General features: G+C 65.9%; 15 protein-coding genes. 9 read left to right on the top strand and 6 right to left on the bottom strand.

The features are described 5' to 3' along the window. Positions 1 to 404 precede the first annotated feature (404 nt). A complete protein-coding gene (locus FB559_RS10910) occupies positions 405 to 1,070 on the top strand; it encodes a DUF1963 domain-containing protein (RefSeq protein WP_185792140.1) in 666 nt (221 codons plus the stop codon). A gap of 63 nt (positions 1,071 to 1,133) precedes the next feature. Here FB559_RS10910 and FB559_RS10905 read toward each other — a convergent pair whose 3' ends face one another. After that, a complete protein-coding gene (locus FB559_RS10905) occupies positions 1,134 to 1,979 on the bottom strand; it encodes a helix-turn-helix transcriptional regulator (protein WP_141955503.1) in 846 nt (281 codons plus the stop codon). A 101-nt stretch (positions 1,980 to 2,080) separates the two neighbouring features. Here FB559_RS10905 and FB559_RS10900 point away from each other — a divergent pair, with 101 nt between their 5' ends. The 3 genes from FB559_RS10900 to FB559_RS10890 are packed head-to-tail and all read left to right on the top strand — an operon-like array spanning position 2,081 to position 3,821. Continuing rightward, positions 2,081 to 2,788, top strand: coding sequence for an SDR family NAD(P)-dependent oxidoreductase (locus FB559_RS10900; protein ID WP_141955502.1), 708 nt, complete (start codon positions 2,081 to 2,083; stop codon positions 2,786 to 2,788). Between the two features lie 41 nt (positions 2,789 to 2,829). Beyond that, positions 2,830 to 3,594, top strand: a complete 765-nt coding sequence (locus FB559_RS10895; RefSeq protein ID WP_141955501.1) for a hypothetical protein — start codon at positions 2,830 to 2,832, stop codon at positions 3,592 to 3,594. Next, complete coding sequence (locus FB559_RS10890; protein WP_141955500.1) at positions 3,591 to 3,821, top strand: hypothetical protein; 231 nt, start codon at positions 3,591 to 3,593, stop codon at positions 3,819 to 3,821. Before FB559_RS10895 ends, FB559_RS10890 begins: the two co-directional genes overlap by 4 nt. A gap of 145 nt (positions 3,822 to 3,966) precedes the next feature. On the opposite strand, the gene FB559_RS10885 is transcribed toward FB559_RS10890, so the two are convergent. Further along, the gene (locus FB559_RS10885; protein ID WP_141955499.1) at positions 3,967 to 4,722 is read right to left on the bottom strand and encodes a DUF5984 family protein; all 756 of its coding nucleotides are present in this window, start codon (positions 4,720 to 4,722) and stop codon (positions 3,967 to 3,969) included. Between the two features lie 112 nt (positions 4,723 to 4,834). Between FB559_RS10885 and FB559_RS43770 the strand changes: the two genes are divergently transcribed. Together FB559_RS43770 and FB559_RS10875 are read left to right on the top strand one after the other, a co-directional pair. Next, positions 4,835 to 5,365: a hypothetical protein gene (locus tag FB559_RS43770; protein ID WP_185792139.1), complete on the top strand. Its 531-nt coding sequence runs from the start codon at positions 4,835 to 4,837 to the stop codon at positions 5,363 to 5,365. A 163-nt stretch (positions 5,366 to 5,528) separates the two neighbouring features. Beyond that, on the top strand, positions 5,529 to 6,050 hold the full coding sequence (locus FB559_RS10875; RefSeq protein ID WP_141955498.1) for a hypothetical protein: 522 nt from the start codon (positions 5,529 to 5,531) through the stop codon (positions 6,048 to 6,050). 216 nt (positions 6,051 to 6,266) lie between these two features. Here the strand turns inward: FB559_RS10875 and FB559_RS10870 are convergent, their stop codons facing one another. Then, positions 6,267 to 7,046, bottom strand: a complete 780-nt coding sequence (locus FB559_RS10870; RefSeq protein WP_185792138.1) for an SAM-dependent methyltransferase — start codon at positions 7,044 to 7,046, stop codon at positions 6,267 to 6,269. A 1,662-nt stretch (positions 7,047 to 8,708) separates the two neighbouring features. Between FB559_RS10870 and FB559_RS10860 the strand changes: the two genes are divergently transcribed. Next, entirely contained in the window at positions 8,709 to 9,809 is a 1,101-nt protein-coding gene (locus FB559_RS10860) for an ImmA/IrrE family metallo-endopeptidase (protein ID WP_221639968.1), read from the top strand. 16 nt (positions 9,810 to 9,825) lie between these two features. After that, a complete protein-coding gene (locus FB559_RS10855; RefSeq protein ID WP_141955496.1) occupies positions 9,826 to 11,022 on the top strand; it encodes a hypothetical protein in 1,197 nt (398 codons plus the stop codon). Here the strand turns inward: FB559_RS10855 and FB559_RS10850 are convergent. The 3 genes from FB559_RS10850 to FB559_RS44550 all read right to left on the bottom strand — a co-directional run bounded on the left by FB559_RS10850 (position 11,019) and on the right by FB559_RS44550 (position 12,456). Then, the gene (locus FB559_RS10850) at positions 11,019 to 11,543 is read right to left on the bottom strand and encodes a hypothetical protein (protein WP_141955495.1); all 525 of its coding nucleotides are present in this window, start codon (positions 11,541 to 11,543) and stop codon (positions 11,019 to 11,021) included. The genes FB559_RS10855 and FB559_RS10850 overlap by 4 nt on opposite strands. Positions 11,544 to 11,644: 101 nt before the next feature. Continuing rightward, positions 11,645 to 12,013 carry a hypothetical protein gene (locus FB559_RS10845; RefSeq protein WP_141955494.1) on the bottom strand — a complete coding sequence of 123 codons (369 nt, stop codon included), beginning with the start codon at positions 12,011 to 12,013 and terminating at the stop codon, positions 11,645 to 11,647. A gap of 122 nt (positions 12,014 to 12,135) precedes the next feature. After that, entirely contained in the window at positions 12,136 to 12,456 is a 321-nt protein-coding gene (locus tag FB559_RS44550; RefSeq protein WP_221639966.1) for a hypothetical protein, read from the bottom strand. A 321-nt stretch (positions 12,457 to 12,777) separates the two neighbouring features. On the opposite strand from FB559_RS44550, the gene FB559_RS10835 reads away from it, so the two are divergent. After that, positions 12,778 to 13,833, top strand: a complete 1,056-nt coding sequence (locus FB559_RS10835) for an AraC family transcriptional regulator (RefSeq protein ID WP_246121509.1) — start codon at positions 12,778 to 12,780, stop codon at positions 13,831 to 13,833. The last annotated feature ends 23 nt before the right edge of the window (positions 13,834 to 13,856 follow it).

The raw sequence follows: 13,856 nt of genomic DNA, 5'->3' as shown, positions 1-13,856 counted from the left end.
AAATGCGACAACGCCGACAACGCCGACAACGGCGGCGGCCAGCGTGAGGGATATTTTGTGAAACAAAGCGGTCCTTCTGTAAAGGGCGATTCCTCCGGCACGGTATCTGGATGCTCGTGAGGCCTGTGGCGCTCTGGCCGGATCCGGCATTTTTGAGCTGGGATCTGGGCCCCTTTGACCGCACCCGTCAATGGCGGCGGCGCCTCGGGCCGGTCGCGCCTTCGGCCCCGGGCGACTTGGGCGGACCCTGCGAGCCCTGGAGGTGGAGCCGGTGGTCGAGGCCGTACCGGAATCCACTCCCGAAGCGATCAAAGCTCTCCATAATGCTGCGGGTGAACGAACCATCGACATTTCGCGCAGAAGCGTCTGAACGGGGCATCCCCTCCGCCGACCTGGAGCGGTGGGTGAGTTTCGCTCGTCCGTGCGTGGCGCTCCGCCCCACCGGTGACGGGCCGGCCATAGGAGCGGCGGGTGGTCATCCGATGCTGCCGGCCGACGTGCCGGACCCCGGCTTCGCGTTCGCGTTCTCGGTCGACTGCGCGGCGGTGCCCCCGCAGGCGACGGACATCCCTTTGCCAGGCGACGGTCACCTGCTCTTCTTCGCGAACACCTTCGAGCCGGAGTTCGGCAAGTGCGGCGAGGTGTTGTACGTCCCGGCCGGGACACCGGTAGAAGAGCGAGCGCTGGAGGACGCGAACCCGCACCACGACCTGTACCTATCGCTCGACCTGTCCCTGCCCGAGCACGGCGACGTCAAAGTGGAGCTCGCCGGCGGCGAGGAGCTGAAGCAGGTGTGGCGGGACACCGGCGGCCCGATCGTGATCGAGGAGATCCCGAGCGAGGTGGTGGTCCAGCTGGGCGGATATGCCTCGGGGTGGAACTACGACCCCGTCGAGGAGGCCGCCCGGAGCGCGGGCGACATCGACGGAAACTGGATCCTGCTCGCCGAATGGAGCGCCGACTACCTGGAGAACCTGGACCTGGGCGTCGTCCACTGGATGATCCCGCGGGAGGATTTGGTCGCCCTGCGCTTCGACCGGGTCCAGACCTCCGTCGACATGGTCGGCTGACCGCAGCCGCGCCCGCCCGCCCCCAGGGGACCGGCTCGATCCATTCGCGACCGGTGAGACGGGCTATTCGATGAGCGTCTGGGTGCCGAGGACGATGGCGAGTGCGAGGCGTTCGGCGTCGTCGCTGCCGGGTTCGGCGGTGTAGACCATGATGCGCAGGTCGTCGCCGGCGACGATGAGGATGTCGCAGTCGAGCGTGATGTGCCCTACGCCCGGGTGGTCGATGGTCTTGTGCCGTGACCGGTCCTGGGGTGGGCGCGTCTCGGCGGATTCCCACAGTTCGACGAAGCGCGGGCTCTGTGCGCCGAGCTCGCGGACGAGGTCCTTCAGCCTGCGGTCGGCGGGATACTTGGCGGCGGTGAGGCGAAGGTCGGCGACGAGGCCGGCCTCGAACTCCGCCTGTTCCTGCGGGGTGTGGACGGTGCGGTTGCCGGGGCCGGCGAGGTTGCGCCAGACGCCGTTGCGCTCGATGCCACGCCACGAGGTGGTCTCGCCCATCAGGGCGTCATAGGGCGCGTTGGCCACGATCAGGTTCCAGGCCGCGTCGTAGACGGCGACCGGGGTGTTCGCCAGCCGGTCGAGCAGGCGCTGCACGCTCGGCGTGACACGCGCGGAGACCGCATCGGGTCCGGGTGGGGCCTGGCCGGCGAGCCGGAAGAGGTGTTCTCGCTCGACGTCGGACAGGCGTAGCGCGCGGGAAAGGGACTCCATGACCTGCGCTGACGGCGAGGTGGCCCGCCCCTGCTCGAGCCGGGTCAGGTAGTCCATCGAGATACCGGCGAGCGCGGCGAGTTCCTCGCGGCGCAACCCGGTCGCGCGGCGGCGACCGCCCACCGGCACTCCGACGGTCTCAGGAGTGACGCGGTCCCGCCAGCGACGCACCGCCTGCCCGAACTCCCAGGTTTCCACGCTTCCAGTGTGCGTGCCGGCATGGCCGTTGTCCTGGCCCTGGCAGTCCTACGACAACCGGACGACTGCCTAACCGTCCACGCGTGTCCGAGCCTCGAACCATGACAACGACACTGATCACCGGGGCCAACAAGGGTCTCGGCAAGGAAACCGCCCGCCGGCTCGTCGCCGCCGGACACAGTGTGTACGTCGGCGCCCGTGACGAGGCCCGCGGCCGTGCCGCCGCCGAGGATATCGGCGCGCGCTTCGTCCGGCTGGACGTCACCGACGACGCCTCGGTCGCCGCCGCGTTCAAGCAGATCGAGGCCGACGGAGGGCTCGACGTGCTCGTCAACAACGCCGGCATCGAAGGACGCCTGTCCGACAACGGCATCCTGGCTCCTGCGGACACCACGGCCGAGGAGATCCGCACGATCTTCGAGACCAATGTCTTCGGCCTGGTGCGCGTGACGCACGCGTTCCTGCCGCTGCTGCAACGCTCGGCCTCGCCGGTGATCGTTAACCTGAGCAGTGGCCTGGCCTCGTTGACCGGCCTGAGCGACCCGGACAGCTACACGCACTTCTATCCGGGCGTGAGCTACCCGGCCTCGAAGGCGACGGTCAACGCGATCACGATCCAGTTCGCCAAGGCCTTCCCCGGCATCCGTATCAACGCGGTCGACCCCGGCTACACCAACACCGACCTCAACGGCCGCACCGGCACCCAGACCGTCGAAGAAGGCGCCGAGATCATCGTCCGCATGGCACAGATCGACGCCGACGGACCGACGGGGACGTTCGTCTCCGCCCACGGCCGGGTCGCGTGGTAGGCGGCGATCTGCGCACGACGCGATCCAAGAGATGACGTGCCATGGTGCAGCGGGACGACAGCGGCGACTTCGCTGAGTTCATGGCAGACTTTCTACCCGAGCTTGAATTCGTGAAGAACTCGATGCCCGGCCTCCTGGTGAAGGTCGACGAACTGCGCGACTTCTATGCGCGGCATTCATCGAGGCCGCGCCGGGAGAGCGGCCATCAAGTGGTGCCGATCCCCGCCAATCCGCACGGAAGTTGGTCGGGTGAGGTCAAGTCATGTGCTCTGTTCGCCGACCTGGTGATCTGCGACGATCCGCTGTCGTACCGCGCGAACGAGTACCTCACGTTTCGTAAGACGAACGAGGGCGACTTCGGAGAGAATCCGACGACGGAGAGCGCATTGCGTCGTATCGGCACCTGCATCGACCAGATTTGGGAGGTGATGCCGCTCATCCGTGAGGGGGTGCTTGTCCTCCAGGAGTTCCGCACACTGTCTGCGGAGCCGCGCCGAGCCGTCGAAGCCGGTGTTTTGGAGTACTTGCGGGACAGCATCGAGATACATCCGACGTCGAATGGCTATCCCAGGACGATCGATCCCCGAGACCAGGCGATCTCCGGCTGCACCACGAATCCGCCTCCGCGGAGGACCTGCTTCGAGTTCGCGCGAACGACGATGCGATTTATGAATTCCGTAGGGAGCTCACGAGGGCGGGATCCATTATCCACGCCGACCCCGATCGGCCGGAGTTCGAGCAGGAGGCCAGCGAACTTTTTGCCGCCGTCTTCCGGCCGAACCTCAAACGTGTCGAATCGGCGATGAAAAAGAATGCTCTACTCAAAGATCTCCCATACGTCACCGCGTCGGCGGGATTCGCGTACGCGGCGGCGTCCGCTTCCCATTCGAACGCGCAGGCCACGGTGTTCGGTGCACTGTCGGCCTTGGCGGGGTTTGGCGCCTTCTTTTCGCAACTGACTGACCGCGAGGTGAAAGTCCGCCATGAGCTGGCCTATGTGCTGTGGAAGGCGGCCGGAGTCCGAGCAAAGTAGCCATGGTCCAGCGAGGCTTCCCGGTCATGCGGTTGCGCTGCCAGTGGACGGCCGCGGTACCCGTCGGCGGTCCGGTGGACCGTCAGCTTGAAACGTCGCGAGCTCTTGGCGATCACATCCGCTCATCCGACATGAGGGCCGTAGTTCAGTCTCCGAGGATCCGCTGGACGCCGCTCCGAACAGCGGCCCAGTCAGTGGTCGGTTGGAAGCGCAGGTGTTCGGACAGCCATGTCGTTCGGCCGTGGTGCTCGGCACGCAATTGGTCCATGTCGATCCGTACACCCTGTGGTGGCCCGACCAGCTCCAGCTCGGTGATCCTGTCGTGCATGGCGGCCATGAGTTCGGTGTCGAGCCGGCGCACCGCGGTGAGGTACGCCTCGGTGGGCACGGTCACCTGGCCTGCCTGAGGCGCAGTGAACACGATCTCGTCATCGCGGGGGTGTTGCCAGGCCACGGTGACCGTGTCGTCGCCGGCCAGGCTGCGCCAGGCGCAAACCTCGGGGGCCGCCCGGAGGTAGCCCGGATCCAGATAGTGCTCGCTGCACCAGACCATGGCACTCCATGCATCCTCGTCGTCGTCCAGGTCCGGCCGCTCGGGGACGTCGGCGCTGATGAACGGCTCCAGGTCGTTCGGGACGGGTTGCATGACCATCGGGGTCAGGTCGATGAGGTCTTCCCACAAGCGGACGACTTGGTAGTCGGCATAGGGATGCCGCAGCCCGAGATCGTCACGGCCGAACCACTCGAGCGTCTCCGGTGAATACCGCAGCAGTTCCTGATCCCCTAGCTCGATCCAGTACCACCCGTCGGTCAACCCGAACCAGTGCAGGTGAGGATCCTCCTCCCAGCCCCATGGCTGCACGCGGTCCATCGGCGTTAAGGCGAAGCGAAAGCGGATCACCACAGAAGTGTGGTGCTCGGCCCATCAACGCCGCAACCGACCCAAGCCGTCCACCGTCGATCGGCAGACGTCCGCTCATGTCGCGGAGCGTGATCTCTTTGCCCCGCTCTCCGTGCCGCAGCAGGAACTCGCACCCAACCAAGATCGCGACTACAGGGGGTGGTCGGGCGTCCGGGACTCGAACCCGGAACCTGTCGATGCTCGCCTTGACGGCGCGCTGCTGCTGCCCGCACTCTGCGGCGCCGTCCCTGCGGATGACCCTCGCAGCAGCCACAAGCTGGAGGCCTACTCCGCCGAACTCACCGACGACGGATACGCCTACCGCGTTCCGCCACGACGGGCCTCTGGGCCGCGCCGAAGGCGCCTTCCTTCTCTGCGGGTTCCTCGTCGCACTGGTAGCCGTCAACTGGGCGACCGTCTCGCGGCACTGCGCTGGTTCGAACGCAACCGCGTCGCCTGCGGCTCGGCCGGGCTGCTCGCGGAAGAGTACGACGTGGCCGAGCGCCAAATGCGCGACAACCTCCCGCAGGCGTTCGTCCACGCCCTGCTCCTCGAATGCGCCGCACACCTGAACATGGCTCTGGCGATGTCCTGGGAAGAGCCATGTGAGAGCCGTGCTGCTAAACGCCTGCGACGCGCATAAAACTTCTAAGTAATTTGAAGCTTTAATTTTTCTTCTTTTGCAGGTAAACCATTATCGACTTCGCGCGTCAATCCACTTCCGGATGTAGCGAGTAGGCCTCCTTTACCTTTTTGTTATCGTCTTGGTCAAACAATTCGCTCGACCGCCGCATCGCATTAGATACATGTCCCCACCGGGGATCGAAGAGAAAGTGAGAGTGGATATGCGAGCTCGTCAACGGATTTCAGCGTTCATCGCTGTTTCCGCAGTCGCCGCCGGTGTGATGGCCACGGCGACCGCCGCAGAGGCCGCAGCCGCCCCGCGAAGCAGCGCCGCGTGCACCAACGCGGCCGGCAAGTACCACGGCAACGTTGTCGGCTCGCACGCGTTGGTCGGGTACGACTCGCAGGGCCGGCCCATGGAAGAGGGCGGAACCGTGAAGGTCTGGCACTCGGCTGCCTGCGGGACACTGTGGGCGCGTGTGGTCAAGCGTGCCAAGTACAAGGACGTGGCAAGGGATACCGGCATTTCGATCGACTTCTACAACACCGATCTTCAGCGCGACGACTACCTTTCCAGCTATGCCATGACGCAGGGCGCGCTGGAGACCCGAGCTGTCCCGGTCGGCGCTCACGGAAGCGCACAGGTAGGCGCCGCCTTCCTCGGCGACTACGAGTACACCGCTGATCAGACCGTCACGTTCTGATCAGCGATTCCGAATTCATAAAATGATGGGTCCCGGACACGTCGTCGCGCGTCCGGGGCCTCCTCATGCCCAGCTCGGAAACTCGATTTGGTGCTGTGAGCCGGCGCTTGGCTGCGGGACCCCTAACTGCCCGGTCAGTGATCATCACGAGTGGCGAATCGCAGGTCAGTGGCCATATGGCGTGGTAGGGCGTCCGGGACTCGAACCCGAGGGTTGTTATTCGGGTGCTGGTGGTTTGAGGCCGACGCCGCCGGCCACGTACACGAATTCGGCGGCGGCGCTGCTGACCGTGGCGCCGGTGCGCCACTCGCGAATGTCCACCAGTCCGGGTTCGGCGAGTCGTAGACCGTCGAAGAAGGGGAGTAGATCCTCGCGGTTGCGTGATGGATCGTTCGTCCGGTTGAAGATCTTCTGGTAGATCTCCACCATCGGTCCCGCGGCCTCGGGTCTGGAGTCGAACACCGCGTGGGACAGGGCGAGGTAGCTCCCGGGTGCGAGCGCATCGCGGAAGACGGATACAGCGTCGAAAACCTCGGCGCCGAAAAAATGCAGTGTGCCGAAGATGAGGACAGCGATCGGGCGGTCGACGTCGAGTAGCGCCCGCACCTCCGGGTGGGTAATGATCTTCTTCGGCCGGAGGACATGGCCCTTGATCACGACGGTGCCGGGCGCGCCGGCGATGAGAGCTTGGGCGTGTACGAGGACGACGGGATCATGCTCGACGTAGACGAGCTTGGCGTGCGGGGCGACCGCGCGCAGGGCGCCGTGGGTGTTGCATTCGGCGGGCAGGCCATTCCCGATCGAGATGTACTGCTCGATACCCTCACCGGCGAGGAACTCCACGACGCGGGCGGTGTACGCCCTGTTCTCCCGCGCCAGGAGCCTGACCTCCGGCGCGATCTTGAGGATCTGTTCCGCCGCTTCGCGATCGGCCGCGAAGTTGTCTTTGCCCCCGAAGTAGTAGTCGTTCATCCGGGCGAGATTGGGCACCGTCACATCAACACCTGGTGGCGGCCGGGGCGGCATCTCGTTCACCTGGAACGCCCGATCAGCCGGACGAAGTCATGGTCACACCCGTCGTGTCGTTCGCCGGCACGACGCGCCTTATGAGCTTCGTTGGACCACACTCAGCGAATTATAACGATTCGTCGTCGTCTGGTCCGAGGAAGACGAGATCAGGTTGACGTCCGACGATGGCCTTGTCGGCGGCATCCGGTCGGTATTGGTGCGAGGCCGGCCGGGTGTGCGTGCCGAAAACCTTATCCGCGCGGTGTGACTTTGTGCCGCTCCAGAACTCGTTGCAGCAGGCTTGATCTGCGGTTTGGCCGGATGGGTGCGGTGGGGCAGGATCGCGGGCCATGTCTGTTCGTCTCCTGCATCTGATCATGATTCGGCCCTTCGGCCGACTGGTGCTGCCGGCGCGTAGCCAGGCGTCCAAGGACGCGGAGTCGATGGTGCTTCGCCATGAGGTGGCGGTGCTGCGGTGTCAGGTTGCTCGCCCGAGGGTGGACTGAGCCGACTGCGCTGCCGGCGGTGCGGGGCGCCGCAGGGTCGATGAGGGAGCCCGAACCGAGGGGTTGTTTGTGTGACTTCTTCCATGCGGACACGGTCACGCTGAGGCGGTTGTACGTCTTGTTCGGCATGGAGGTGGCAACCCGCCGCGTGCACATCCCGGGAGTGACTGCCTACCCGAGCGCGGCGTGGTCGGTCCAGCAGCCCCGCAACCTCGTGGATCTGGGAGACCGGTTGGATGCCTTTCCGGGCAGTACTTGCGCTCCGATCGGCCCGCTGGAAGGACTGGAAGTCCGCGGTCCGATGCGCTGTCACGGACGATGCATCGACCGTTCCGCTTTCGGAGAACCCCGATCGAGACGAGTGGAGCTTCGACCGCTCGTGCCGCGAAACTTGAACTGTTTCCCCCCTCCACGCCTCCGCCGGACGTGCTGCAAGAACCCACGCCCAAACCAAGATCACAAGCAATGACCGACGAGCCGGTTCGACAAGTCCACGTGTTCCACACCCTCGGGTCAGAAACGTCCGGGTGCCACGCGATGACCCCGCGAGCACACAATGAGCACACGTCACCAGGAACGATCACCGGCAAGATCAGTGCCGAGAAGAAACCGCAGGTCAGCGGCAGGGGGGTGGTAGGGCGTCCGGGACTCGAACCCGGAACCTATGGATTAAAAGTCCACGGCCCTGGTGCCGGATAGGGTTTTTCGGTGTCAGGCTATGCCGATTCATCCGCGACTTCGCCGATTTCCATGCCGGTTAATGCCGACGGATGACGGGCGATACCGCGACGTTCGAGCAAACGGCGAGCAAACATGGCGCCGATGCGTTGAGCGGGTGTCGGTCACACGGTGTGACAAGCGAGAAGGAGATTGGTCGATATTGCAGCGGGCGGCAGCAAGAAGCGCACCACGACGGTCGGTGCGTCGGCAGCGCGGGCCGCCAGACTACCCACAGGCACTTCGGGTCCTGGCATGACGCCGACCAGTGGCCGTCGTTGCCGGACGTGACTCCTCGAAGACGATGGTGGCCGTGTGCTGCACAGGGTCAGGAGACAGAACTACCATCGACGGATGGAACGAGGAATAATTTGATGGTGTAATCTGTGGCTGAAGCTGGGGCTTCGGGTGATGGTCGGAGGTGGGGATGGGCGAGACATTGAAGGCGCACGCGATGATGCTGACACTGGCGCGTGAATCCCGTGGCATGAGCCAGACCTCGCTGGCCGACGCCATGTCGAAGCTGGCCGGGGAGCCGATCAGCCAGGGCTATGTCAGCAAGGCGGAGGCTGGCAAGCTGGCCGTCGACGGTGAGCGGCTGGCTCTGTACGGACGGGTCCTGCGCTATCCGGTCGGGGTGTTGTGCGTGGATGCCGAGATGAACGGGGTTGGCATCGGGCTGGTGCATCACCGCAAGAAGGCGTCCCTCGGAGCGAAGGAGCTGCGCCGTATCCACGCTCAGCTCGCCATGGCTTGGTTGCAGGTACGCGGCCTGGTCGAACCGCGGGTGCGGGGTGCTCATCGGTTCGAGCGGATCGGGGTGAGCGATTTGGACACCCCCGCCGAGGCAGCTCAAGCCCTCCGCAAGTTGTGGGGCCTTCCGGCCGGCCCGGTCGCCGACCTGATCGGCGTCGTCGAAAGCGCCGGGGGCATGGTGCTGGTCCGGGATCTAGACACTCCCGATCTTGACGCGGTCAGCCAGTGGGACGGCGTGGACGCCCCGTTGTTCTTGCTGAGTGCGCACGCTCCGGCCGACCGGTTCAGGTTCACCTTCGCCCACGAGGTCGGTCACGTCGTGATGCACGCGGAGCCGGGTGCGACGGCCCTTCAGGAGCGGCAGGCCGACGAGTTCGCCAGTGAATTCTTGATGCCCGCCGCCGACATCGCCGATGAACTAGGCGGCTCTCTCGACTTGGCCAGGCTGCTGGCGTTGAAGCAGCGCTGGGGTGTGTCGATGGCAGCCCTAGCCCGCACCGCGCTGACTCTGTCGCAGATCAGCGAATGGCAGTACCGCAACCTGGTGATCGAGATGTCCACCCTCGGCTACAAGAAGCAGGAGCCTGGCGAGATCCACCGCGAGGTCCCACGCGCTATCGCCGCCGCCGCGCGGTCGCTCGCGCACCAGCACGGCCTCTCCCGTGCCGCAGACCAAGTGGGTGTGCTTCCGGAGGAGTACTCCCTGCTGTTCGCACCTCACCCTGGCAGCGCCTGCGGCGACGCCGGGTCATCACACCACGACGTCGATTGAGTCTCACGAGGTGAGCATGAACGACAGCAGTACCGCAGACAGCCACGCCACTGCAGGCCCCCTGCTCACCTCTCGCAAGCACCAGGGGACAGCGGCCCGGGCGGTCGCTCAGCGGATCTTGACGCTGGAGCGGCCGCAGTTGCTCGGTTCCCAGCCGCCCGCCCATCTGCATCCCGACCACGGCGGCCTGGTGGTGTGCGGTGCTGGAGCCTCCGCCCAACTCCAAGCACTCAGGCCCGCCTTCCACGGCGTGCTCGCCGAGGACATCGCTCCCTACGAGAAGCAGGTCGCTACGCCCAAGGAGCCGTTCGACCTGCCGACGGAGGGGATGTTCGGCTGTGAGCTGCCCGATGTTCTGCAGCAGCAGATCGACCGGGGCGCGAGTTTCGCGATCACCCCCACCCGCTACGTGAGAGCCCGAGACTCCGCCTCCCTCAAAGCGATCATGGAGGAGGTCAGGAGGCTGGAGCGCGACGACGTGCTGGTCATTCTTCCTATGTCGATCGGCTGGCTCCAGGACGAGACAGCGCGCAAGCAGCTCACCGCGGTCATCAATCTCATCCCGCATCCGGTCGGGCTGATCTTCGGCTGCCAGTTCAACCCGATGGACAACTTCGCCGCCGCGGTCCTCAACCTGCGTACGCTCCTGCGGGAAGCACCTGGCACCGGCCTTTGGCGCACCGACATGGCGGGCTTCGACGCGCTGGCGCACGGCGGCGCGTTCGCCGCCATCGGCGCCGGAGGTCCCGTCCGTCACCTCGTGCCGGCCGGCGAGCTCCCGGAGACCTCAAAGAAGGGCGGCGGGCCGATCTACGCGACCGTCCTGGTTCCGGAGATGCTGCGGTTCAGCGGTGCCAAGTTCCTGGCAGACACCTATGCCAACATCCCCGCCCCACCGTGCCGCTGCCCGCAGTGCCGCGGAACAATGCTGGACTCCTTCTTCGGCGCCGCTAACGCCGTAAAAGCCGCCGCCAACGCGCACAACATCGCCACGTGGAACACCTGGCTCCCGGCCCTGCTGACCGAGCAGGGCACCGAACGGCAGCGGTGGTGGCGCAACCAGTGCAAGCTCGCCCTCGACGCCCAGGCGGCCGAAAACATAAGGATTGGGATGCCCGGACGGTTCGCGCCGGACACGCACCTCAAGAAATGGGCCGGGCTGGCGATCGACGGCGAAACCGCCGATCCTCGCGGAATGCCGGTGAAGAACTAGGAGGACCGCGTGACCTGCCGGTAGGTCTCCTCCAGGAACAGCCACCCTGCGGCGGTGAATCGGTTGCGATGGAACGGAGCTGGCGGAACGACCAACTCCGGCGGCTCAGCGCCTTCTCCGGCAATCACGACGCCGATGCCATAGAAGTCGGCCTCCATGCGCAGCACCTCAAGGTCGCGGGGCGGCCTGCGCAACACCATCGCCCGCGAGCAGAACGGCGCGAAACGGCCAGCGTGCTCCAGTCCCCGGCGCCACGCCCGGACGGGCACCATCGCCAAGCCCACCGCTACAGGAGGCTCGGCGAGCCTGATCACACACTGGTCTTCCACCAGCAGCGCTCCATCGGCAGCCGAGCGCAGCACGGAACGCTCTGGCCGGGTCAGCGCGGCCAGCGGGACCGGTACGCCGACCGGCAGGCCCAGCAGGAATTGAAGGATGTCGGGTGAGGTGATCGCGCCGAGCCCGGCCCGGCGCCGGCGTCCCGCCTCAGCCTCCAGCCGATAGCTGAACACGGCGGGCACGCCCTGCAGGACGACCCGCGACTGGGCGTCTGATCCGATACCCGCTGAGAATACGGACGCGGCCTCGCTGACGGTCTCCGGACAGACCTCTGCTGCGCCCCTCATGCCCTCACCCTCTCGTGCCTGGCCCGGCGGCCGGTGTCGGCCCCCACGATCTGCTCGAAATGCTGCTGGAGACCGCCGATCACGGCGGCGAAGCTCTCCCAGAGGGAATCGTCGCCAGACCGCTCATACCAGCGCCGCCGGTCCCGTGTGACCTGTTCGATGCGGACCGCCAACCGCATCGCGAGCAAGTCGCGTATCGCGGGGTAGTACACCGCGGCCCGTACCCCCTTGCCTTCAGCCAGCACGCCAAGATTCACCCTGCCGTCCGGCGCCGCCGCGAACGCGGCCAGCAGCTCCAGCCGGTAGCGGCTGCCGAAAAGACGCTCAGAGAAGGAACGCTCATCCTCCGGCCCGGCCTCTCGCATAACCCAAGATTATGGGTTAGCAAATCTATAATCAAGCTCTGACCTGCTACTTCTCGCCAAGTTCCCCCACTCGGCGTGTCGAAGGTCCGGCGCGCGACCCGGGCGTTTGTGTATCCGCCGCATCAGGACGTCCGGAGACGCCAGGCGCATCGAACATACTTGCGATGGCGGTACCTTAATCGGCGCAGGCCGACGCGGTGCTGGCTTGCGACTTCCTGGAGACCGTCACCCTGACCGGGGCCTTCATTGCGCAGATCTCGCGGCGGCCGTGTCCGCAGGTCGGCGTCGCTGGTGGCGTCCGGGACGGAGCCGCCAGGGTAGAGCTGCGAACTGTGGTGCAGGCTGGGCTGGTTGCCTTTGACGGTCAGGATCCAGCGTGCGCCGCGTTCGGCGAGGTAGGTGACGTGGTTACGCTGACTGTGCAAAGCGTTGACGATGACCACGAAATCACGTAGGTCACCGAGTTGGTCGAGCGGCGGCCGGAAGCGGGTGATCTCGTGTCGATCGCGAACCCGCAGGCCAGATCGGCGTGGGCTCGCCCTTGCGCAGGTAGGCCACCACCAGCAGGCCCGACGGCCGACATCCAGGTGCCGCCATCGAGTCCGCAACTGTGTCCGTCAGTGGCGCAAGGCGTCGGCGAGCATGGTCAGCGCTCGAGTGGAGACGGTCATCCCCGGGGGGGACATCATGTGAAGCTCCTGGTCAGGGGTGGTGATCTCGTCAATCACCCGTCCACCAGGAGTTTCACCATTCATGGTGGTGTCATGCCGGACACCAGCGAACCCGCTCAACCAGGTTGGCAAAGTCTCACCGTGTCATCGAGGCTCGGCGGACGCTTTGACGAAGCTCGCGAGTTCTTGCACATTCCTTTCGCTGTCGACGGTCGCCCGTGGATCTTGTGCTGCACTTGTGGCATGTCTCTGGACGAGCTTCGCGGACTGCTGGACCGGCATGTGCGTCCCGATTTGACCACGGCCATCGACGGCGTCCGGATCTGCAAGGTCGACCACACCGTTTCGCCGGCGTCCTCGATGTCCGGCACGGTGCTGGCGGTCATCGCTCAGGGCGGCAAGCGTCTGGCACTGGGAGACCGCGTCTACGAGTACGCCGCTGGTCAGTACCTCGTCGCCTCGGTCGACCTCCCCGTGACAGGGCACGTCGTCGACGCCGTCCCGGGCCGCCCCGCACTCGGTTTCGGGATGACTCTGGAACCCGCCGCCGTCGCGGAGCTGCTGCTGCAGGCCGGGCCGGGGGATCTGCCGCGGTCCCCTGGCACCGCACGCCCGGGAATCGCGGTCAGTGACGCCCCGGACGAGTTGCTCGACGCCATCGTGCGGCTGCTGCGCCTGCTTGACCGGCCGCGGGACCGGAAGGCACTCGTCCCGCTGGTCAAACGCGAGATCCTCTGGTGGTTGATCACCGGGGAACAAGGTGACGGGGTGCGTCAGCTCGGCCTGGCCGACAGTAGCCTGACGCACATCAGACGTGCTGTGCGGTGGATACGGGAGAACTACACCCAGCCGTTCCGGGTCGAGGACGTGGCACAACTTTCGGGGATGAGTGTCTCCGCTTTCCACCGGAACTTCCAGGCGGTGACAGCGATGACCCCGATCCAGTTCCAGAAGCACATCCGGCTGCAGGCGGCGAGATTGCTGCTGGCGAACAGTCCTCACGACATCACCGGCGTCGGCCACCGCGTCGGATACGGCAGTCCGGCCCAGTTCAGCCGGGAGTACCGGCGCCAGTTCGGTGCCCCGCCCAGCATCGACGCGGTGCGCATGCGTGGTGGGGCCGGTCCCGCTGCTGCGGCGCTGCCGTGAAAGCTGACTAAGCGAAGAGGATT

Origin of the sequence: Actinoallomurus bryophytorum (assembly GCF_006716425.1) — a bacterium.
Taxonomy (GTDB): domain Bacteria; phylum Actinomycetota; class Actinomycetes; order Streptosporangiales; family Streptosporangiaceae; genus Actinoallomurus; species Actinoallomurus bryophytorum.
The sequence above is the reverse complement of the archived record's forward strand: the minus strand, read 5'-3'. Positions and strand labels throughout refer to the sequence as shown.